At 45.9% G+C, this 19,746-nt stretch carries 25 protein-coding genes and 2 pseudogenes; 19 read left to right on the top strand and 8 right to left on the bottom strand.

Translation table 11 applies throughout. The features are described 5' to 3' along the window. Positions 1-28: 28 nt before the first annotated feature. From BLW31_RS08340 to BLW31_RS08405, 13 genes and pseudogenes are all read left to right on the top strand, one after another. Positions 29-1,840: a reverse transcriptase/maturase family protein gene (locus BLW31_RS08340; protein ID WP_004318718.1), complete on the top strand. Its 1,812-nt coding sequence runs from the start codon at positions 29-31 to the stop codon at positions 1,838-1,840. 89 nt (positions 1,841-1,929) lie between these two features. Then, a pseudogene (locus tag BLW31_RS24745) lies at positions 1,930-2,376 on the top strand (TraG/VirB4 family ATPase); the annotation flags it as partial. A gap of 20 nt (positions 2,377-2,396) precedes the next feature. Next, positions 2,397-3,029, top strand: a complete 633-nt coding sequence (locus BLW31_RS08355) for a DUF4141 domain-containing protein (RefSeq protein ID WP_004318720.1) — start codon at positions 2,397-2,399, stop codon at positions 3,027-3,029. A gap of 24 nt (positions 3,030-3,053) precedes the next feature. Beyond that, the gene (gene traJ, locus BLW31_RS08360) at positions 3,054-4,073 is read left to right on the top strand and encodes a conjugative transposon protein TraJ (protein WP_004308042.1); all 1,020 of its coding nucleotides are present in this window, start codon (positions 3,054-3,056) and stop codon (positions 4,071-4,073) included. Positions 4,074-4,094: 21 nt separating this feature from the next. Beyond that, positions 4,095-4,718, top strand: a pseudogene (gene traK / locus BLW31_RS08365) (conjugative transposon protein TraK). A 12-nt stretch (positions 4,719-4,730) separates the two neighbouring features. Continuing rightward, on the top strand, positions 4,731-4,991 hold the full coding sequence (locus tag BLW31_RS08370) for a hypothetical protein (protein ID WP_004318726.1): 261 nt from the start codon (positions 4,731-4,733) through the stop codon (positions 4,989-4,991). Continuing rightward, complete coding sequence (locus tag BLW31_RS08375) at positions 4,991-5,179, top strand: hypothetical protein (protein WP_004308045.1); 189 nt, start codon at positions 4,991-4,993, stop codon at positions 5,177-5,179. Before BLW31_RS08370 ends, BLW31_RS08375 begins: the two co-directional genes overlap by 1 nt. Next, positions 5,180-6,298 (top strand): conjugative transposon protein TraM, encoded by a 1,119-nt coding sequence (traM, locus tag BLW31_RS08380; protein ID WP_072067469.1) that lies wholly within the window; start codon positions 5,180-5,182, stop codon positions 6,296-6,298. Positions 6,299-6,331: 33 nt separating this feature from the next. After that, positions 6,332-7,231 (top strand): conjugative transposon protein TraN, encoded by a 900-nt coding sequence (traN, locus tag BLW31_RS08385; RefSeq protein WP_004308047.1) that lies wholly within the window; start codon positions 6,332-6,334, stop codon positions 7,229-7,231. A 2-nt stretch (positions 7,232-7,233) separates the two neighbouring features. After that, entirely contained in the window at positions 7,234-7,818 is a 585-nt protein-coding gene (locus BLW31_RS08390; protein ID WP_004308048.1) for a conjugal transfer protein TraO, read from the top strand. Between the two features lie 10 nt (positions 7,819-7,828). Next, positions 7,829-8,317 carry a hypothetical protein gene (locus BLW31_RS08395; protein ID WP_004308049.1) on the top strand — a complete coding sequence of 163 codons (489 nt, stop codon included), beginning with the start codon at positions 7,829-7,831 and terminating at the stop codon, positions 8,315-8,317. 51 nt (positions 8,318-8,368) lie between these two features. Then, positions 8,369-8,833, top strand: coding sequence for a TraQ conjugal transfer family protein (locus BLW31_RS08400; protein ID WP_004308050.1), 465 nt, complete (start codon positions 8,369-8,371; stop codon positions 8,831-8,833). A gap of 11 nt (positions 8,834-8,844) precedes the next feature. Beyond that, positions 8,845-9,330 (top strand): hypothetical protein, encoded by a 486-nt coding sequence (locus tag BLW31_RS08405; RefSeq protein WP_004318733.1) that lies wholly within the window; start codon positions 8,845-8,847, stop codon positions 9,328-9,330. Between the two features lie 78 nt (positions 9,331-9,408). Here the strand turns inward: BLW31_RS08405 and BLW31_RS08410 are convergent, their stop codons facing one another. The 8 genes from BLW31_RS08410 to BLW31_RS08445 form a co-directional block, all read right to left on the bottom strand. Further along, on the bottom strand, positions 9,409-10,182 hold the full coding sequence (locus BLW31_RS08410) for a phage antirepressor KilAC domain-containing protein (RefSeq protein WP_004308051.1): 774 nt from the start codon (positions 10,180-10,182) through the stop codon (positions 9,409-9,411). Positions 10,183-10,230: 48 nt separating this feature from the next. Then, entirely contained in the window at positions 10,231-10,656 is a 426-nt protein-coding gene (locus BLW31_RS25045) for a hypothetical protein (RefSeq protein WP_132061476.1), read from the bottom strand. Then, positions 10,544-11,296 (bottom strand): DNA cytosine methyltransferase, encoded by a 753-nt coding sequence (locus tag BLW31_RS08420; RefSeq protein ID WP_004313786.1) that lies wholly within the window; start codon positions 11,294-11,296, stop codon positions 10,544-10,546. Before BLW31_RS08420 ends, BLW31_RS25045 begins: the two co-directional genes overlap by 113 nt. Before the next feature lie 99 nt (positions 11,297-11,395). Next, the gene (locus BLW31_RS08425) at positions 11,396-11,743 is read right to left on the bottom strand and encodes a hypothetical protein (RefSeq protein ID WP_004313787.1); all 348 of its coding nucleotides are present in this window, start codon (positions 11,741-11,743) and stop codon (positions 11,396-11,398) included. A 12-nt stretch (positions 11,744-11,755) separates the two neighbouring features. Next, complete coding sequence (locus BLW31_RS08430; RefSeq protein ID WP_004308054.1) at positions 11,756-12,076, bottom strand: helix-turn-helix domain-containing protein; 321 nt, start codon at positions 12,074-12,076, stop codon at positions 11,756-11,758. Positions 12,077-12,673: 597 nt separating this feature from the next. Next, the gene (locus BLW31_RS08435; RefSeq protein ID WP_010537608.1) at positions 12,674-13,153 is read right to left on the bottom strand and encodes a DUF456 domain-containing protein; all 480 of its coding nucleotides are present in this window, start codon (positions 13,151-13,153) and stop codon (positions 12,674-12,676) included. A gap of 122 nt (positions 13,154-13,275) precedes the next feature. After that, entirely contained in the window at positions 13,276-14,718 is a 1,443-nt protein-coding gene (locus BLW31_RS08440) for a vWA domain-containing protein (protein ID WP_010537607.1), read from the bottom strand. After that, positions 14,708-16,261, bottom strand: coding sequence for an AAA family ATPase (locus tag BLW31_RS08445; RefSeq protein WP_010537606.1), 1,554 nt, complete (start codon positions 16,259-16,261; stop codon positions 14,708-14,710). Before BLW31_RS08445 ends, BLW31_RS08440 begins: the two co-directional genes overlap by 11 nt. A 291-nt stretch (positions 16,262-16,552) precedes the next feature. On the opposite strand from BLW31_RS08445, the gene BLW31_RS08450 reads away from it, so the two are divergent. Genes BLW31_RS08450 through BLW31_RS08470 form a run of 6 tightly spaced genes read left to right on the top strand, consistent with a single transcriptional unit; the run spans position 16,553 to position 19,716 of the window. Next, the gene (locus BLW31_RS08450) at positions 16,553-16,834 is read left to right on the top strand and encodes a tetratricopeptide repeat protein (RefSeq protein WP_010537605.1); all 282 of its coding nucleotides are present in this window, start codon (positions 16,553-16,555) and stop codon (positions 16,832-16,834) included. 34 nt (positions 16,835-16,868) lie between these two features. Continuing rightward, on the top strand, positions 16,869-17,096 hold the full coding sequence (locus BLW31_RS08455; RefSeq protein WP_004297419.1) for a 4Fe-4S dicluster domain-containing protein: 228 nt from the start codon (positions 16,869-16,871) through the stop codon (positions 17,094-17,096). Positions 17,097-17,108: 12 nt separating this feature from the next. Then, positions 17,109-18,191 (top strand): 3-methyl-2-oxobutanoate dehydrogenase subunit VorB, encoded by a 1,083-nt coding sequence (locus tag BLW31_RS08460; RefSeq protein WP_010537604.1) that lies wholly within the window; start codon positions 17,109-17,111, stop codon positions 18,189-18,191. A 9-nt stretch (positions 18,192-18,200) separates the two neighbouring features. After that, positions 18,201-18,377, top strand: a complete 177-nt coding sequence (locus BLW31_RS24050) for a hypothetical protein (RefSeq protein ID WP_010537603.1) — start codon at positions 18,201-18,203, stop codon at positions 18,375-18,377. Positions 18,378-18,389: 12 nt separating this feature from the next. Next, positions 18,390-19,154 (top strand): thiamine pyrophosphate-dependent enzyme, encoded by a 765-nt coding sequence (locus BLW31_RS08465; RefSeq protein WP_010537602.1) that lies wholly within the window; start codon positions 18,390-18,392, stop codon positions 19,152-19,154. Between the two features lie 19 nt (positions 19,155-19,173). Next, positions 19,174-19,716: a 2-oxoacid:ferredoxin oxidoreductase subunit gamma family protein gene (locus BLW31_RS08470; protein ID WP_010537601.1), complete on the top strand. Its 543-nt coding sequence runs from the start codon at positions 19,174-19,176 to the stop codon at positions 19,714-19,716. Positions 19,717-19,746 lie beyond the last annotated feature (30 nt).

The raw sequence follows: 19,746 nt of genomic DNA on the forward strand, positions 1-19,746 counted from the left end.
ACAATTAACGGAAAATGTGAGAGACATTATGAGAAGTCCAGAAAGAGTATTAAACAGTCTATCAGAACACAGTAAGGATGCAAGCTATAAGTTTGAACGTCTTTACAGAATTTTGTTCAATGAGGAAATGTTCTACGTTGCCTATCAGCGTATCTACGCTAAAGAGGGTAACATGACTAAAGGTTCAGACGGTCAGACCATTGACAACATGAGCCTGAAACGAATTGAAAAGTTGATTGATACGTTAAAAGATGAAACGTACCAGCCCCAACCGTCAAAGAGGGTGTACATACCGAAGAAAAACGGTAAGAAAAGACCTCTTGGCGTGCCGACTTTCAATGACAAGTTGATACAAGAAGTAGTAAGAATGGTACTGGAAGCCATATACGAGGGAAATTTTGAATACACCTCGCATGGTTTCCGTCCCAATCGAAGCTGCCATACTGCATTAACTCATATCCAAAAGGAGTTTAATGGTGCAAAATGGTTTGTGGAGGGAGACATAAAAGGCTTCTTTGATAATATAAACCATGATGTATTGATAAACATTCTCTTGGAGCGTATTGCGGATGAACGCTTCATCCGATTGATACGCAAGTTTATGAAAGCGGGATATATCGAAGACTGGCAATTCCACAATACTTACAGTGGCACACCGCAAGGGGGTATCATCAGCCCGATATTGGCTAATATATACCTTGACAAGCTGGATAAGTATATAAAGGAATACACAGCCAAATTCGACAAAGGGAAGAAACGAAAATTCAGTAGAGAAAGTATGGACTTTGGCAATGCAAGAAAACGTATTGTGCGAAGATTGAAGTTCGTAAAAGACGAAAGGCAAAGGACAAAGCTAATCCTTGAACTGAAAGCAATAGAACAAGGACGGGCTAAATATCCCAACGGCGAAGAAATGGATGCCGATTACAGAAGAATGAAATATGCAAGATATGCAGATGATTTTCTTGTGGGAATTATCGGAAGCAAGCAGGATGCGCAACAGATAAAAGAAGATATTAAAAACTTCCTTGCTGACAGACTGGCATTGGAGCTGTCCGATGAAAAGACACTTGTCACTCACACGGAAAGACCGGCCAAGTTTCTCGGATATGAAATCACTGTAAGAAAGTCCAATGACCAAAGACGGGATAAACGGGGTAGATTGAGAAGAACCTATGGTAAAAGGGTCTGCTTGAATGTCAGTACGGAAACAGTCCGTAAAAAACTTTTCGATTGGGGAGTATTGGAACTGACAAACCGTAACGGAAAGGAAATATGGAAACCGAAATGTAAATCGGGACTGATATTCAATGACGACCTTGAAATCCTTGATAGTTATAATCGGGAAATCGTGGGGTTCTATAATTACTACTCCATAGCCAACAACTGCGCCCATGCCTTGAATAATTTCAAGTACATCATGGAATACAGCATGTACAAAACGTTTGCAGGCAAATATAAGTGCCGAACACGTAAGGTAAACAAGAAATATCGTAAGAACGGTAGGTTTATCGTAACGCACATGACTAAAACTGGTGTAAAGGAAAGATACTTTTACGACGGTGGCTTCAAACGAAAGAAGCCCACCTATAAATCGGAATGTGACATTATGCCACGAACAATTTATACTGCGGGGCGGACAAGCCTTGTTGAAAGGCTGAAAGCCCGTGAGTGTGAATTATGTGGAGCGACAGACGACCTTGTTATGCACCATGTAAGGAAACTAAAGAACTTGCAGGGAAAGGAAAGCTGGGAACGACACATGATTGCCCGTAAACGCAAGACGATTGCCGTGTGCAGGAGTTGTCACAAGAAGATACATGACGGAAAGATAGACTGAAATTAGTGGAGAGCCGGATACGCTGAGAGGTGTAAGTCCGGTTCGGGGGCGAGCATTTGGAAACCTACCATAGAAATATGATAAGGCGCTGGGTGCTTAGCCTACACAAAACGGTTAGAAAGTATTTTGGTGAGGCCGTTGTCGTCACTCAAGAACTGGACGATATTGTATCAAGTCCCATTATCAAAGACACCATTATCAACAATGCCGATTGTAAGATTCTGCTGGATCAGCGAAAGTATATTAACAAGTTTGACTCCGTACAGTCCCTGCTCGGATTGACCGACAAAGAGAAAGGGCAGATATTGTCTATCAATCAGTCCAACGATCCGGCACGGAAGTATAAGGAGGTTTGAATAGGCTTGGGAGGTGTCCGGTCCGCTGTCTATGCCACAGAAACCTCTGTCGAGGAGTATCTCACCTATACCACGGAAGAAACCGAAAAACTGGAAGTCACACAAATGACAGAGAAGCTGGGCGGCAATATGGAGCAGGCTATCCGAATGTTGGCAAGTGAGAAGAAAAAGAAAAAATAAACGATTAAAATAAAGAAGCAATGAGAAAGAGAATTATAAGCATGTTGTTTGTCCTGTCGGCCTTTATAGTACCGGCAAGCGTACAGGCACAGTGGGTGGTGTCCGATCCGGGCAACCTCGTCCAGGGTATCGTGAACAGTGTCAACGAAATAGTGGAGACCTCGGAAACGGCGCAGAATGCCCTCTCCACATGGAAGGAGACCTCAAAGATTTTCGAGCAGGGGCGTGAGTATTACGACAAGCTGCGCAAAGTGAACGACCTGATCAGCGGCAGCGAGAAAGTCAAGGAGTCCGTCCTGATGCTCGGTGATATCTCCGAGATTTACGTGAACAATTTCGGCAAGATGCTAACCGACAAGAATTTCAGCCAGCGGGAGCTGAATGCGATAGCTGCCGGTTATAACACCATCATGAAGAAGAGCAGCCGCAGCATTACCGAGCTGAAGAATATCATCAATCCCACCGGCATGTCCATGAACGACAAGGAACGCATTGACCTGGTGAACCGGGTATACAGGGAAATGACACATTACAAGGAATTGGCCAACTACTACACCCGCAAGAACCTGCATGTATCCTACCTGCGTGCCAAGGAGAAGAACGAGCAGCAACAGGTATTTGACCTGTACGGCAAGGATGAGCGTTATTGGTAGTCTACAATTTTAAAAGAATCAATTATGGTATTATTATCCATTTCATTTGAAAATATGCACCAGATTCTTCGGAATCTCTATGATACGATGACCAAACTCTGCCACCCGATGATGGACATGGCGATGGCACTCGCTGCATTAGGAGCTTTGTTCTATATCGCTTACCGTGTCTGGCAGTCGCTCTCCCGTGCGGAGCCCATCGATGTCTTTTCGATGTTACGGCCTTTTGTCCTGGGCATGTGTATCCTTTTCTTTGACGTGATGGTGCTGGGAACTCTCAACGGTATCTTTAGCCCCATCGTTCAGGGAACCGGAATGCTGCTCCGTGACCAGACCTTCGACTTGCAGAAGTACCAGCAGGAGAAGGACAAGCTCCGTGCGGACATGATGGCTAAGACGATGATGACCGGACGTGTCTTTGCTTCCAATGAGGAGCTGGATGCGGAACTGGATAACATGGGCTGGAGTGAGGAGGAGCATACGGCCTTGCAGACCATGTATGAGGTTTCGTATGCCTTCTCCCTGCAAGGTATTGTCCAGATGGTCATGCGCAAATTGCTGGAGATTCTCTTCCAGTCCGCTTCGCTGGTCATCGACACGATCCGTACCTTTTTCCTGATAGTCCTAAGCATTTTGGGACCGATAGCCTTTGCCCTGAGTGTTTTTGACGGACTGCAGAACACGCTTGTCCAATGGCTGGCACGCTATATCAGTGTCTATCTCTGGCTACCGGTGGCTGATCTCTTCGGGGCGATGCTTGCCAAGATACAGACGCTAATCCTGCAGGAAGAGATGAACCTGATGGCCGATCCGATGAGTGTCATTGACGTGGACGGTTCCTCGGCCATCTATCTGATATTCATGGTCATCGGCATTATCGGATATTTTTGTGTGCCCACTGTTTCGAACTGGATTGTCCAAGCGGGAGGTATGAGTGCCTATAACCGGAATGTCAACAATACGACATCCAAGGTGACCAATGTAGCCGGTGCTGCGGCGGGTGCTTCGACGGGAAATGTCGGTGCCGTATTATTGAAAAAGTAGAAATTGAAAAAACATAAAATTATGGAATTTAAAAGTTTTAAAAACATCGAATCCTCGTTCAGGCAGATCCGCCTGTTCACGTTGGTCTTTCTGGGTATTTGTGCCTCACTGACTACGTATGCCATCTGAAAGTCCTACCTCTTTGCTAACCAGCAACGGGAGAAAGTATATGTATTGGATCAGGGCAAGTCACTCATAGTGGCGTTATCCCAAGATGCGGCATTGAACCGTCCGGTGGAGGCCCGCGAGCATGTGCGCCGCATGCATGAACTGTTCTTTACGCTGGCTCCCGATAAGGCCGCTATCGAATCCAATATCAACCGGGCCATGTATCTGGCGGACAAGAGTCTTTATAGTTATTACCGGGATTGGAACGAGAAAGGCTATTATAATCGTCTGATCAGCGGTAATATTAACCAGACTGTCCTGGTAGACAGCATGCAGTGTGATTTCGATAACTATCCATACCGGATCACCACCTTTGCCCGGCAGATGATTATCCGAAACAGCAATATCACCGAGCGTTCCCTGGTCACCCGTTGCTTCCTGCAGAGTACGGTCAGGTCGGATAATAATCCGCAAGGCTTCATGGCGGAACGCTTTGAGATTTTGGAAAACAGGGATATAAGGACCGTTGAACGCTAATATATTAAGGTAATGAAAAGCAGGAAGATAAAGACAGAGATCAGCGAAAAACTGAAGAACGTTTGCGAGGAGCTGTCCGAAAAAGAGCGTAAGGGAGTGCTTGTGGGCATGCTGGTTACCAGTACCGTTCTATGTGGTATCACCGTAGCACGCGCTTTCGGGCGTTTTCTCTCTCACGGCACACAAAAGGAGTTGCCGTTTGTCCATCCGGTGGACTCCCTCCACCGGGCGGATAAAGACAGTATAATGTATCACCCTAAAACCAACGAGTAATGGAAGATAAAGATTTGGAAAAGCCCGAAGCGGCAGAAGAAACGGCGGTACAGCCGGAAAACGGCAGAGCCTTGAAGGAAGAACCTGAAAAAGAGAAGAAGGTGCTCACACCGGAAGAGATGGAAAAAAGAAGGAAGTTCATTGTGATTCCGGCCTTTGTGCTGGTCTTCCTGGGAGTCATGTACTGAATATTTGCCCCCTCCGGCAAGGAAAACGAGACGGAAGCCCCCGGAAATTCAGGATTCAATGTGAACGTACCCGAACCTACCACTGCCAAACTGGTGGATAAGAAGACCGCTGCCTATGAGAAGCAACAGGCGGAAGTGGAGGAAGAAAGCCGGATGAAGTCGTTGGAGCAGCTTGCCGGGACATTAATGAACGAAGGAAAGGGGGCATCCGATACCGGTGAAAAAGAAAAGGACGGAGACCGGTTGCAACAGTCCGTTAATACCTACGAGCAAATCTCCGGGCAGTTGAATGACTTCTATGAGACTCCCAAAGAGACGGCAAACAGCGATTTGGAAAGAAAAGTAGATGAACTGAACAAAAAGCTGGAAGAGGCGGAAAAGGAGAAGAACAAGGCGGCTACCCGAGAAGAACTGATGGAGCGGTCCTACAAGATGGCGGCAAAGTATCTGAACCCGGATAAGGATACGGTCCAGGAGAAAGCTGTCGGAAAAGAACCCACGGAAACTGTTCCGGTTCAGCGGGCGGAGTATCAGACGACCTCCGGCCTTTCACAACCTGTTACGGATTCCGCCTATATCGCTTCGCTTACTGTCGAGAGGAATTACGGTTTTAATACTGCTGTCGGGAACAGCTACCAAATGGGGACGAATACCATCGCCGCCTGCATTTCGGAGAACCAGATCATTGAACAGGGAGGCAGGGTAAAACTCCGGTTGCTGCAACCTCTACAAGCCGGCAACATTACCGTTCCGGAGAACAGTCTGGTAACAGGTGCGGCGGTCATACAGGGAGAGCGTCTGGATATCCTGATCAGCAGCATCGAGTATGCCGGGAATATCATTCCTGTTCAGTTGGCGACTTACGATATAGACGGGCAGAAAGGTATTTTCGTTCCCGGATCGGAAACCCGCAATGCGGCAAAGGATGCGGCTGGAACGGTCAGCGAGAGCATGGGAAACAGCGTTTCGTTTGCACGTTCTGCCGGACAGCAGGTGGTCATGGACCTGACGCGCGGAGTCATGCAGGGCGGCACGCGGTTGATCGCCGGACGGGTTCGCGCGGTCAAGGTGACACTGAAAGCCGGATATAAGGTGCTGCTGGTCACAAAGAGACAATAACGGATTATTCACTTTAATAAAAAAGACAAGACAATGAAAATAGTTATAGCATTCTTGATGGCTGTTCTGGCCTCGGTATCCGGTTTTTCACAGGAGGAAAGGCCGGTAAATCCCGTCAGGATTCTGACGGCGGGCCAGCATATCATCCCTTATAAAATAGAGGTCACTTTTGGGAAGACGGTGCATATCCTCTTCCCTTCGGAAGTGCGCTACGTGGATTTGGGCAGTAACAATATCATCGCAGGCAAGGCTGACGGAGTCGAGAACGTGGTACGTGTCAAAGCGGCGGTGAAGGAGTTTCCGGGAGAGACGAACTTCTCCGTGATTACAGGAGACGGCTCTTTCTTTTCCTTCAATGTCGTTTATAAGGAAGAGCCTTCCACACTGAATATCAATATGGACCAGTGGATGAACCCGGACGAGGGAGAAAAGAAAGGAGGCAGCTCCATCCGTGTCACGGAACTGGGCGAGGAAGATCCGACGGTCATTGCCAGCGTGATGTACACCATCCACCGGCTGGACCGTAGGGACGTGAAGCATATCGGATGCAGGCAGTTCGGGATGCAGGCTCTTTTAAAGGGCATTTATGTGCATAAGGACCTGATCTTCTTCCATGTTTCCCTGACGAACAATTCCAATGTGCCTTTCGATGTGGATTTCGTGCGATTTAAGATAGTGGATAAGAAGATAGCCAAAAGGACGGCTCAGCAGGAAACTTATATTGAACCGGTACGCACGCTCAATGCCCTGACACGCATCGAAGGAAAGAGCACGGGACGGATCGTGTATGCCTTTCCGAAAATTGTCATTCCTGACGACAAGTTGCTGGAAGTGGAAATTTACGAGAAAGGGGGAGGCCGTCACCAGCGGTTCTATATTGAGAACAGTGACCTGGTGGACGCGCGTATTGTGAATGAATTAATCGGTGAGTAATCATGAAAAGAGTTTTATTTATTTTGTTATGCATTTGTCTGCCCTTTGTGGCAGGCAAATCTTTTGCCCAGCGTTACCTGCCGGGGCAGAAAGGTATCCAGCTTACGTTAGGCGGTGTAGACGACTTCGGTTCAAATGTGAAGCATCTGCATGGTAATTTCCAGGTCGGACTGGCTCTGAGTCGGTATAACCGGAACCATTCCCGCTGGCTGTTCGGGGCGGATTATGTGAAAAAGCACTATTCCTATAAGGATGTTGCGATCCCCAAAGCGCAGTTTACCGGGGAGGTAGGTTATTTCGTGCCGTTCATCTCGGACCGTGGTAAGAACGTGTTCTTCTCTGCCGGTCTTTCCGCTCTGGCGGGTTATGAGACGACCAACTGGAACTGCAAGCTGCTCTATGACGGGGCGACTTTAAAGAATGACGGATGCTTCATTTATGGTTTTGCCCCGGCTTTCGAGATGGAGGCGTTCCTTTCCGACAGGCTGGTTTTTCTTTTCAATGTCCGCCAGAGGATATTCTTCGGATCATCCGTGGGGAATTTCCACACGGTGGCAGCTGTCGGTGTCAAGTACATTTTCAATTAGCAGCAACAGTATGGAACAAGGCAATTGGAACGTGGATGAGATGCTTCATTGGCTGGATATGAAAATAAACCGGGAAGACCGGAACATACGTGAACAAAGCAAGAAGATGAATGAGAATTTCCTACACTTTTTCGAATGGAATGCGGAGAGCCTGTATAAGTCTCATTTTATGTCCGGGTGTTATAAGATACTCCGGCAGGCGGTGGACGGGGCAAAGGGCATGGATACGGTTTGGAATATTGTTGAGGACAACATTGCTTACTGTGAGAACAAACTGTTGAACGGTCAGGTGGATTGTAACAGTTCCAGCCGGACAACGAATGTTGCCCATTTCCTGAAGTTGGAGTGTATGCAGCAGTTAGTTAGGGATTACCGGGAATTCGCGAATATCCTTGCGCAAACGCCTCCCGAAGAGAATTTGCAACAGACGGCTAATAAAACAGAAAAGAAGAGAGAAGAGCCGCCTGAAAGAAAGATAAAAACGGGCATCAGGCGTTAGCCGACAACGGACTCAATCAAGTAAATTATTCATTTAGTAATACGTAAAATCATGAAGATGAAATTAATAATAAGTGGTATCATGCTCACATTGCTTTGCCTGCTGGGTGGCTGTGATGATAAATTGGAAGTACAGCAGGCTTATGATTTCTCGCTAACGTCCTGGTATCTCCAGAAGACCATTTCCCCGGATGAGACCGTGGAGATTCGTCTGACACTCAATCGTAGCGGAAACTATGAGGAAGCCGGCTATCAAATCGGTTATATACAGATGGAGGGTAGCGGCGAGGTGTACGACAAGAAGAAGGTCTATCTGGTGAACCGGGAGATGCAACCGTTGGATTCGATAGCGGAGTTGGATGACAGCGATCCCTGCCGCCAGGTATTCACGCTCTTCTATCATAACCGAAGCAGCAAGAATGCGGAAATTAAATTCGTGATAGCGGATAATTTCCATCAGGAAAGAGAACTGGATATATCCTTTCAGAGCGAAACTGAAACGGACATGGAACTATAAATCGGACAACAATGGATAAAAGTGATTTAAGGATCGAACAATTGCAGCAATATCTTGACAAGAAGAAAGGGGTTGTGGAAAGCGATATAAAAGAGTATAACCAGCAACTGGGAAAAAACTATCTTCATTTCTTTGACTGGCATGCCGATGACTTGTATAAGGCCTGTTATATGGATAAGAATTATAAGGCCATTCAGGAGGCGATTGATACCGCTGAAACGCCGAAGGACATTGAAGGCTATTTGAAGCGTTGTACCCTGTATATAGAAGAAGATCTCCTGAACGGTCCGCTTGTCAAGAAAAGTACCAACCCGATGTCGAATATGGCCCATTCCCTGGAGATGGAATGCAAACAGGAGTTACTGAAGGACCTCCGGTATTTAAACAGGCTTCTTCAGAGTGAGACTGTAAGTGAAAGAATAAGGCCGCAAGAAGCACCCCGACAAGAAATTGTGCCTGTGAAAGAAAAGAAGAAAACGGGACCACGGTTGAGATAGTATCAATTGAAAGCAATAAAAAAGCTACTGAATTTTTGTTTCAGTAGCTTTTTTATTTATCCCGGTCTTATATTCCGGCTATACCAGATAAGCCTCAAAAAGATAATGTATGAATAACCGGCCCTTTTCCGTCCAGACCGTCAACATGGCCGTGCCTGTTTCTCCTGTGCGGCTTTCCCATACATGGGTCCGGGTTGCTGTATAGCCTTGATTCTGGTAAGGAGCTTTGAGCAGCCACTGACCGGATTGACGGAACTGGATGCCTGCCCATCGGAGCCGCTTGTTCAACATTCCGGCAGTCATTCCCAATTCTTTCGCTATCTGTGTGGTCGTGTAGGTGCTTTGGGATTGCAGGACTTTGTCGTAATACTGAACTTTTGGGGCCTGTAGCTTGAGTTTCAGGATAGCATAGTTGTTCTCCTTCTCCAATGCTGAAATACGGCTGTCTCGCTCTTTTATACGGTTCTGTGCGAGCAATATGGCACGCGCAAGCAGTTCATTATCCGTTTCGCCATTCTTCTTAAGAAGATAGCCACCGTTCTTTAGTGTTTCGGGAACCAGTTCATCAAATATCCAGCTTTCGAATTTCTCAGCGGAAGGCAGCTTGCTACCGGCAATCAGCCGGTATACGTTTCCTTCGCTGATGTACTTGATTTTCTGGACGGCACTGCGTGTAGGGGTGTCGTAAACCACGACACCCATTGGTTTACAATGTCTTACGACGGCATCTCTCGGATTGGAGTAGCCAAGTGCGGCGGCAACATCCGAGGCGCAGAACCATATTTTCCCGTCAATTTCCAGTGTCCGGATGCGTCCGAACTCGGGATGTTCAAATATCGATACTTTATTCATGACTGTTTAATTTATAGGTTTCTTCTATTGCTTTAAATATCTCGTAGACTACCTGGGGGACGATAGCGTTCCCGTATCCTTTAATGGATGCCTGTCTTCACCGAGAAAAGGAGATACCGTCCAATCGGGTGGAAAGCCCATCATCTCGGCTACAAACAGGGGATTGAGTTGGAAACTCTTTCCAGTCCGGGCGAAGAAATCCGGAAGGCTGTTCTTCTGTGGTATCTTTCCCCGTTTCTTCAGGTTCTCCAGTGAAGGTGCGCCTTTCCAATCCCGCGCTGTCGGTGTCGGCATCACTTGTCCTTCTGCCAGCCATTGTAGGATCGATTCTTCCAGATTGTTCCCGTCCGTGTTTTCCAGCTCAGTATTGTCCGGTATCGGTTCCGGTAGTATCCCGTAAAAGTCCAGAAAATCCGTCAGGCCGTTGGGATTCTTCTCTCCGGCTATCTGGGCATGGGGTGAGGATAAATTCATCGATTTCCATTTCCTGACTCTTTCGGCATGGTGTATCTCTGTTGCCACTGGCGTTGGCAGAAGCATTCCATGGATTATCTCCGGTAGTCCCTGCTGCCTGCTGCCCGGCCCCCTGCGCTTGTAGTCCTGTGCCGTCACGGTGGGCAATAAACCAAACTCTATCCCGTCTGTGAGGTGCACCGACGGAACAAGCCGGTATAAGTACCGGCTGGACGGAATATCCTTCGCGTTCAAGATCACGGCAAATGGTTTCAACAACATATTGCTGTCGTCTTTTAAATACAGGCTCACTCTCTCCGAATAGAGTGGATTGACTTCCCACTTCAGTCTCCTGACCGGGCTGTACCATCGTGAGGATGCCAGCAACGTTCTCACCAATGACCCAATCGGGCCTGATCTTATGTATGGCCCTGAGCATGTGAGGCCAGAGATAGCGGTTATCATCCGCTCCCTTTCTTTGGCCTGCGACGGAGAATGGTTGACAAGGAAAACCTCCTGTAAGGACATTGATTTTTCCTCTCCATTCCCTGAAATCTGTCGTTGTGACATCTGTATAACTTTTCGCATCTTTAAACCAGTAATTTAGAATGGTATTACAAAAATCGTCTATCTCGCAATGGAAGGCATTCTGCCATCCCATTCATTCGGCAGCCAGGTCTGGGGCGCCGAATCCACTAAACAGGGAAGCGTGTACCAGACGCTTCCGCTGTTTCTTGTCTTGCTCTTCTTCTTTCATTGTTTATTCATTATTTAGAGGTTCGAGGTTCATTACTTTTTTGTCGATCTTACGATAGATGCTCCCCATCTCCAGCATATTTTCCAATCGGAGCAGGTCCGTGATTTCATAGACGGTCATCCCTTTCTGTGTCGTGAAGCGGATATATCCTTTCTGTCGCTGTATCTCCACTTCTTCGGGAGTCATGTGCAGGACTTCACAGATTTCCTGCAAGGTCAGGGTAAGGCTTACTTCCTTAACTGTGTAGATGTAAGTCAGGATGTTCAGCATCTGGAGGCATTTGCGGTGTGATTTGACGAGTGCTGCGAATTTGTTTCGTTCTATGACGATTACTTTACTTTGATTTTCCATGTGAATTTTTATTTATGAGTTAATAGAATCGGATATGAAATCTTCGTTTAGACATTCTTCTCTCAGGAATTTATATACGTCAGAAGCCCAGAAGTAAATCTTGCCGCTGAGTTTGAAAAATGGGAGTTTCCCGGAATTACGCCAGCGGATCAGTGTCCGGTCGCATACTTTCAGCATCAGGCGCATATCCCGGCTGTCCAGCATTTGCTTACCGTTGAAACTGGTTACTGCTTCCAGAGCCGTTTCCAGCTTGGCAATCAGTTTTCGTTGTTCCTCAAAGTTGTCCTTTATCATTGCTTTGAGTATCTCAATATCATTTCTGTTCTCTTCCATACAATATTCCTTTGTTCTAATGGGTTATTTTTCTTTCTTCGGTTGCAAAGTTTTCAAAATTAGGCATGAAAAAATAGGGCTGACGGTAACCGCCAGCCCCACATTTTCCTTGTAACTCACTTGGTATCAATGTGAATTTTCAGAATATTTTTTCTTCATCAGGATAGAAAGGGGAATACACGCAATTCTCCTTCTTAAAAAAGAGACTGATAGAATGACAGAGGATATCGGATAAAAAAAGGGCTGACAATTAATTGTCAACCCTTCTATAAATATGCTATGATTAACTTGGAAGCATCAAAAACATTGCTTACCTTTGTGTTACAGAGATATTTGAAATTATGCAGAGCAATGCAATGTGTAGCTGAACTTCCACTACTATATCGTTACCTGCATCTTTATAAAAACACTTTTAATCGCTGATTTATAAAAGATTAAAACGAACTACACTCTTTTAAGCAATGAAACAAAGTGTTTCACCGTACGAAACAAAGTGTTTCAAGCGCTTGAAACTTTTTGAAACTACTATCAAACTGTCTTGAAGTAGCTTTCAAATGACTTTTAATAAAAGGTAGATTGTTAGTGATCCAAAGGTAATCACCGAAGAAAGCCCATTATAAACTGGTAACAGAAATAACCGCAAACCACAAACTTCAGTAAGGTTCCCAGCATAAAGCCGATTAATGAACCGACTCCCGACTTAAGAGCCTGAGAAAATTCCTTGTTTCCGATCAGTTCACCTATCACTGCCCCCAGAAACGGACCGAAAATAACTCCCCATGGCAAGAAAAGAAGGCCGACAAGCGTCCCAATGATACAGCCCCAGTTACCCCATTTACTGCCGCCACTATATTTACTGCCGAGCATGGGGGTAAAATAATCCAATATTTGTATGACGACAACAATCAACAGCCAAACGATCAGCTGCGTTGTGGAATATTGCACCTTATCCGTGAAATGAAGGAAAATCAGTCCCAGATATGCGACAGGAGGACCGGGCAGAAATGGAAGAACACACCCCATCAATCCCGTCATAAGGCACAGCACACCTAGTATAATCAAAATAATATCTAACATAGTTACTCAATTAGAAGTAATACGTATCCTTGCTTCATCAGTTTACATCTCATACTATCGAACAGCAAGAACCTCTATTCCGGCAGCAATTTAAGCAAATAAACCGAATCCTCCAAAAACTGTCAGTAACGGCGGGAAGGAGTATAATCGATCCTATATATACGATCGAAGAAAGGCATCCATTCATTCTCCGCAATTCCAAGCTGCAATCCGTAGAAATGTGTATCCACTTTTCTATATTCCAGCATTTGGTCAGTCAGTTCCGGCACAGACAACGGAATTTTAAAATCACTGATCCACAATACATCCGCATTCATATATTCCTTTTTTGACTGGAGCAACCGGAATGTAGCTTTCAGCATTCGGGTAGCATCCGTGTCACCACAGGAAGTGGTCGAGAAGAATTCAAGCAGCCGTGCCCTCTCTCTCCGGACATCAATCGGATTGATGGAAACAGAAAAAGCAATCAGAAAACAGTCCCGACGCTGCCTGTCGGCTATTTCCAATATTTTAATCAACAGTGAATATGCAATCTTTTCCGGTTTCCCTACCATACTGCCGGAAGTATCGAGACAGACAATCATCGGTCCTTTCTGCGTGGCAGGCTTTATTTCCAATCGCCGGGCAGGTTGCATAATCTCAGATTTATAACGGAAAGTCTGGAGTTTCCGGGTAATATACTTATAGACAAATAAATCTTCCAGTTCATCATCGGCACAATGTGCCAGTTCCGTAGGAAGCAATGCGTTCAGGTCATTTCCTGTCGTAATACCCAGAATATCGCTTTTAGATGAATGCTCCATCTTATACACATCTCCCTGCGCAACATGCAACTGATCTTTTCCTTCATCGTCTGCCATACGTCCCATCTTGTTGGCCACCTTGACTACTTCCGGATATTCTTTCTGAATACGGACTATTTTGCGTATCCGTTCAAAGTCTATGGTATTCCACATACCGCTCATCAATCCCCATGCCTGATAGAACTCGTCTTTCTCTATATTATTCTGCCGGATATATTCGGGAATATTCCTGAGATTAGCATGGAGCCTGCGTTCAAAATCATCCTTGCGCTGTTCTACTTCTTTCTCCTTTTGTTCCTGCAAATCCCGTTGGAAAGCCTCTTTCCAGTCGTCCACCATCCTTTCCCAGACTTCATCATCGGCATATTTCCCTTCATTACCGAATTGCCCCTGATAAAACGCACGGTCGAAGCCATTGCCTCCATATTTGTCGGAAACTTGCTGAAGCAAAGCCTGCCATCCGTCTTTCCGTTTGACCTCCGACCATTCCAGGGCAAGTTCCATTCCTTGCTGTTCCGACTGGCTTTTCTGCATATTGTATCTTTGTTTCTCCAGGTTCAGCCGGATAAACTGGCTCATCGCATCGTAGAAAATTCGGGCACAGACCTCATCACTCAAAACCTGTATCCTTATCATCGGATCGTTCATGACGGAAAGCAGATAGGCATACAACGGTTCATTGTCCGCTTCCGCACACTCTCCGGTCGCTACATACCTATCCAACACCTGCACATAAAATGCAGCATCATATCTAAGACTCATCGCCGTATCTCAGTTTACGGACATCCACGCGTGCCCAGGCAATCTCTTTGCGGATGGTCGCCACATATTGTGCAACCCCTTTCTTGTCTTCTTCAGAAACGAAAATATTCTCAGACAAATCTTTTACTAATTTCTCTATCCTACCGTGAGCTGTCTCCAGTTCCGTTTCATAATCCCGGTCGGTGAGAGTCATATTGCCCAGCCACAACTGCTGTTGTTCTCCCCTTTTCAGTCTCCGCATCGCAAAACGGACACCATTGATATAAAGATTCTTTTCATCTCTGTAAAGAGTCACCCTTTCGGCACCTTGTTCCTTCATTTTGGAGGCATCGGAGAAAGTGCGTATAATCGTCCGCTTCAGATTCAGCGGATCAGCATACATGACTCCTGTCGCAGGAGCATCCTTCGGACTATATTCTTTCAGATTCTTATAGTCCACAATAAAGATATAGGTATTCCCCGTACCGTGATTTTCTATCTGATAATAAAAATGGTCGATGATCATCAAATCATCGTCCCTGCGATCCCCTTTCTGCCGGGCCTTCTCCAATGCTTCACGCACGCGGCTTACTTTCAGATCCGACTTTAACGATAAGTTGATAGCTGCAATCTCCTTTACGCAGGGTACAAATAGTGCACGGACAACAATCTGCCGGATATCTGCACACTCGTCCGGCTCATTCCACAAGCAATGATAAATGGGTAATAAATCTGTCAGACAAGCTTCCTTCCGTCCGTGAACAAAAGCAGAAGCCTTCAGCAGTTTCACGATATTCTTCCAGCGACGGTCGCTTACATAGACATTCCGATGTATTTCCGAACCTTGGATCCCGACTTTCTCCAGATTTCTGCGAATTTCCGTGATGCAGGACAGAACTTCGGCAGCTACCGTGATCTGTCTTATCTCTTTCTGCCACCCGGCATACTCTTCATCCGAAATCTGCCACTGGCACGTTTCCTGTTCTTCTTCATCACCATCATCCAGCAACATCTGGTAGAATGCCTCCTCCTGCTTCACACAAGTACTGATCATACGAATCAAAAAGCGGTCCCACAAGGCTTCCAGCCCTTCTCCCTGCGTAGGCAGCTCATTACTGGCGGCTACCAGCAGTTTCAACGGAAGCTTTAACTCCGTATCTCCGTTCCGAAACAACTTTTCATTGATCACCGTCAACAACGTATTCTGAATGGCCGGCCCCGCTTTCCATATTTCATCCAGAAAGACGACATCCGCTGTAGGCAGATACCCGTTCACAGCATGCTCATACTTATCCGACTCCTTCAAACGACTAATGCTCACCGGTCCAAATATTTCATCAGGTGTAGAAAAACGGGACATCAGATACTCAAATGCCCTCGCATCAACAAAAGCTCTCTTCAACCGCCGTGCCACCATCGACTTCGCCACTCCCGGAGGACCCAGCAATAAAATACTTTCGCCCGCCAAAGCAGCCAGCAAAGACAAGCCGATTTCAGCCTCCTTCTCATACACTCCCCTGTTCATTTCGGACAGCAGCAACTGTATACGTTCTTTTATTTCCATATTATTCTTTGATTCAGCACATAAAAAAGATGTAATTCATCTTGCCTGCTATACATTGTTTATCAACAAACGGCTTGCAAATATACGTTTTTACCGGTTATTAATATGATTACTTCCCTCTCAATTCTGTCATTCATCCTCAAGAATTATCTTAAGGCATATTTATTATTGACTATTTATTCACCCAATATGCAATAAAAACAAAAGGACGCAAATTTCCTTCCGCATTTACCCCCATTTACACAAATAAAAACTATCTTTGCGTCTCAGAATCCCGAAAGACGAAAGAAAATGGAGCAAATAGACAACCTAAAAGAGCTTATCAATCAAGGGGATGTGGACACAGCGATTAAGCAACTGGACCAACTTCTCCAAGACGATTCTGTCGAGAAAGATAAAGATATGCTCTACTATTTACGGGGAAATGCCTACCGAAAAAAAGGAGATTGGAAGCAAGCGCTGGATAACTACCAGTATGCTATTGATCTCAATCCCGACAGTCCCGCTGTTCAGGCAAGAACAATGGCGATAGATATCCTGAATTTCTACCACAAAGATATGTTCAATCAATAATCGAATTCAAAGATAACGTAATAAAATAGAGATTATGGCAAAAATTAAAGGAGCAATCGTAGTCGACACGGAGCGTTGCAAAGGGTGCAACCTGTGTGTAGTAGCGTGTCCGCTCGATGTAATCGCCCTCAATAAAGAGGTAAATATGAAAGGCTATAACTATGCCTGGCAAGTAAAAGAAGATACCTGTAACGGATGTAGCTCGTGCGCAACAGTTTGTCCCGACGGATGTATCTCAGTGTATAAAGTAAAAGTAGAATAAAAGAAAAAGAATATGGCAGAAGAAGTTGTATTAATGAAAGGGAACGAAGCCATCGCCCACGCAGCCATCCGTTGCGGTGCGGACGGATACTTCGGTTACCCTATTACTCCCCAATCGGAAGTGCTGGAAACGCTGGCCGAACTGAAACCGTGGGAAACAACCGGCATGGTAGTACTCCAGGCAGAAAGTGAAGTAGCAGCTATCAATATGGTATACGGAGGCGCAGGTAGCGGAAAGATGGTATTAACCTCTTCCTCAAGCCCGGGCGTGAGCTTGAAACAGGAAGGTATCTCCTATATCGCAGGTGCCGAACTTCCTTGTTTGATCGTAAACGTGATGCGTGGCGGTCCCGGACTGGGAACGATCCAGCCGAGCCAGGCAGACTACTTCCAGACTGTAAAAGGTGGTGGCCACGGTGACTACAGACTGATCGCACTTGCTCCGGCATCCGTACAGGAAATGGCGGACTTCGTTGCATTAGGTTTCGAGTTGGCATTCAAATATCGTAATCCTGCTATCATTCTTGCCGATGGTGTAATCGGACAGATGATGGAGAAAGTAGTTCTCCCCGCACAGAAACCACGTCGCACTGATGAGGAAATCATCAAACAATGCCCGTGGGCTACTACCGGAAGAACCAAAGGCCGTAAACCGAACATTATCACTTCTCTGGAACTGAAACCGGAAGCGATGGAAATAAACAATCTCCGCTTCCAGGCTAAATACCGCGAAATTGAAGAAAACGAAGTACGCTTTGAGGAAATCAACTGCGAAGATGCAGAATACCTGATCATTGCTTTCGGTTCAATGGCACGTATCGGCCAGAAAGCAATGGAAATGGCCCGTGAAAAAGGTATCAAAGTCGGTATTCTCCGTCCTATTACTCTGTGGCCGTTCCCGACCAAAGCAATTGCAGCCTATGCTGACAAAGTAAAAGGTATGCTCGTTACAGAATTAAATGCCGGACAGATGATTGAAGATGTCCGCCTGGCTGTTAATGGTAAAATAAAGGTAGAACACTTCGGACGCCTCGGTGGTATTGTTCCCGATCCCGACGAGATTGTTACTGCTTTGGAAGAAAAAATAATCAAATAACGAAAGACGATGAATCCCGATAAAATAAGGAACGTACTGAACATCCTTTTCATGATATTGGCACTTGCCGCCATCATCACTTACTTCGTAGCAGGAAAGGAAGATTTTAGAATGTTTATCTACATATGCGGCGCGGCAATCTTTGTCAAGCTGATGGAGTTTTTTATACGGTTCACCAACAGATAAGGAGAAGAAGTTATGACTAAAGAAGAAATAATCAAACCCGAGAATCTGGTTTACAAGAAACCGACTCTGATGAACGATAATGCCATGCACTACTGTCCGGGTTGCAGTCACGGTGTGGTACACAAGCTCATCGCCGAAGTGATAGAAGAGATGGGCATGGAAGATAAAACGGTGGGAATCTCTCCGGTAGGATGTGCAGTTTTCGCCTACAACTATTTGGATATTGACTGGCAAGAAGCAGCACACGGACGTGCTCCTGCTGTAGCAACTGCCGTCAAACGCCTATGGCCGGACCGTCTCGTGTTCACTTACCAAGGTGATGGCGACCTGGCTTGTATCGGTACTGCCGAAACAATTCACGCACTGAACCGCGGCGAAAATATTACCATTATCTTTATCAATAACGCTATCTACGGTATGACCGGCGGCCAGATGGCTCCGACTACACTGGTAGGCATGAAGAGTTCTACCTGTCCTTACGGACGTGATGTAGAACTGCACGGCTATCCATTGAAAATGACCGAGATTGCCGCCCAACTGGAAGGAACGGCTTACGTAACCCGTCAGTCGGTACAATCAGTACCTGCCATCCGCAAAGCCAAGAAAGCGATACGCAAGGCATTCGAGAATTCGATGAACGGCAAAGGTTCCAACCTCGTTGAAATCGTATCTACTTGCAGCTCCGGCTGGAAGATGACTCCGGAAAAATCAAATAAATGGATGGAGGAACATATGTTCCCATTCTATCCGCTGGGTGATTTAAAAGATAAAGAATAACGCAAAAGTCAACAGAACAATGAAAGAAGAAATAATTATTGCAGGATTCGGTGGACAAGGCGTATTGTCTATGGGTAAAATTCTGGCCTATTCCGGACTGATGGAAGGAAAAGAAGTAAGCTGGATGCCGGCATATGGTCCTGAACAACGAGGCGGAACAGCCAATGTGACAGTGATTGTAAGCGATGACAAGATATCTTCACCGATCCTGAGCAAATATGATACGGCGATCATACTGAACCAACCTTCACTGGAGAAATTTGAAAGCAAGGTAAAACCGGGCGGTATCCTGATCTACGACGGATATGGAATTATCAACCCGCCTACCCGCAAGGATATCAAAGTATATCGCATCGACGCAATGGATGCTGCCAACGAAATGAATAACGCGAAAGCCTTCAACATGATCGTACTCGGCGGACTGCTGCAACTCCGTCCTATCGTGACACTGGAAAATGTCATCAAAGGACTGAAGAAAACTCTTCCGGAACGCCATCACCACTTGATTCCCATGAACGAGGAAGCGATCAAAAAAGGGATGGAATTAATCCACGAAGTCTAAATAATTGACAATTGACAGTTGACAATTGAT

The sequence above is a fragment of the Bacteroides faecis MAJ27 genome (genome assembly GCF_900106755.1).
Classification (GTDB): Bacteria; Bacteroidota; Bacteroidia; order Bacteroidales; family Bacteroidaceae; genus Bacteroides; species Bacteroides faecis.

Bases quoted from the DNA above. Each gene is read 5' to 3' on its own strand.
- BLW31_RS08375 (WP_004308045.1), top strand. From the start codon at position 4,991: ATGGAAGATAAAGATTTGGAAAAGCCCGAAGCGGCAGAAGAAACGGCG.
- BLW31_RS08425 (WP_004313787.1), bottom strand. From the start codon at position 11,743: ATGGAAAATCAAAGTAAAGTAATCGTCATAGAACGAAACAAATTCGCA.
- BLW31_RS08460 (WP_010537604.1), top strand. From the start codon at position 17,109: ATGGCAGAAGAAGTTGTATTAATGAAAGGGAACGAAGCCATCGCCCAC.
- BLW31_RS08405 (WP_004318733.1), top strand. From the start codon at position 8,845: ATGGATAAAAGTGATTTAAGGATCGAACAATTGCAGCAATATCTTGAC.
- BLW31_RS08340 (WP_004318718.1), top strand. From the start codon at position 29: ATGAGAAGTCCAGAAAGAGTATTAAACAGTCTATCAGAACACAGTAAG.
- BLW31_RS08395 (WP_004308049.1), top strand. From the start codon at position 7,829: ATGGAACAAGGCAATTGGAACGTGGATGAGATGCTTCATTGGCTGGAT.
- BLW31_RS08465 (WP_010537602.1), top strand. From the start codon at position 18,390: ATGACTAAAGAAGAAATAATCAAACCCGAGAATCTGGTTTACAAGAAA.
- BLW31_RS08355 (WP_004318720.1), top strand. From the start codon at position 2,397: ATGAGAAAGAGAATTATAAGCATGTTGTTTGTCCTGTCGGCCTTTATA.
- BLW31_RS08420 (WP_004313786.1), bottom strand. From the start codon at position 11,296: ATGGGATGGCAGAATGCCTTCCATTGCGAGATAGACGATTTTTGTAAT.
- BLW31_RS24050 (WP_010537603.1), top strand. From the start codon at position 18,201: ATGAATCCCGATAAAATAAGGAACGTACTGAACATCCTTTTCATGATA.
- BLW31_RS08370 (WP_004318726.1), top strand. From the start codon at position 4,731: ATGAAAAGCAGGAAGATAAAGACAGAGATCAGCGAAAAACTGAAGAAC.
- BLW31_RS08455 (WP_004297419.1), top strand. From the start codon at position 16,869: ATGGCAAAAATTAAAGGAGCAATCGTAGTCGACACGGAGCGTTGCAAA.
- BLW31_RS08435 (WP_010537608.1), bottom strand. From the start codon at position 13,153: ATGTTAGATATTATTTTGATTATACTAGGTGTGCTGTGCCTTATGACG.
- BLW31_RS25045 (WP_132061476.1), bottom strand. From the start codon at position 10,656: ATGAATTTATCCTCACCCCATGCCCAGATAGCCGGAGAGAAGAATCCC.
- BLW31_RS08470 (WP_010537601.1), top strand. From the start codon at position 19,174: ATGAAAGAAGAAATAATTATTGCAGGATTCGGTGGACAAGGCGTATTG.
- BLW31_RS08410 (WP_004308051.1), bottom strand. From the start codon at position 10,182: ATGAATAAAGTATCGATATTTGAACATCCCGAGTTCGGACGCATCCGG.
- BLW31_RS08430 (WP_004308054.1), bottom strand. From the start codon at position 12,076: ATGGAAGAGAACAGAAATGATATTGAGATACTCAAAGCAATGATAAAG.
- BLW31_RS08390 (WP_004308048.1), top strand. From the start codon at position 7,234: ATGAAAAGAGTTTTATTTATTTTGTTATGCATTTGTCTGCCCTTTGTG.
- traJ (WP_004308042.1), top strand. From the start codon at position 3,054: ATGGTATTATTATCCATTTCATTTGAAAATATGCACCAGATTCTTCGG.
- BLW31_RS08450 (WP_010537605.1), top strand. From the start codon at position 16,553: ATGGAGCAAATAGACAACCTAAAAGAGCTTATCAATCAAGGGGATGTG.
- traN (WP_004308047.1), top strand. From the start codon at position 6,332: ATGAAAATAGTTATAGCATTCTTGATGGCTGTTCTGGCCTCGGTATCC.
- BLW31_RS08400 (WP_004308050.1), top strand. From the start codon at position 8,369: ATGAAGATGAAATTAATAATAAGTGGTATCATGCTCACATTGCTTTGC.
- BLW31_RS08445 (WP_010537606.1), bottom strand. From the start codon at position 16,261: ATGGAAATAAAAGAACGTATACAGTTGCTGCTGTCCGAAATGAACAGG.
- BLW31_RS08440 (WP_010537607.1), bottom strand. From the start codon at position 14,718: ATGAGTCTTAGATATGATGCTGCATTTTATGTGCAGGTGTTGGATAGG.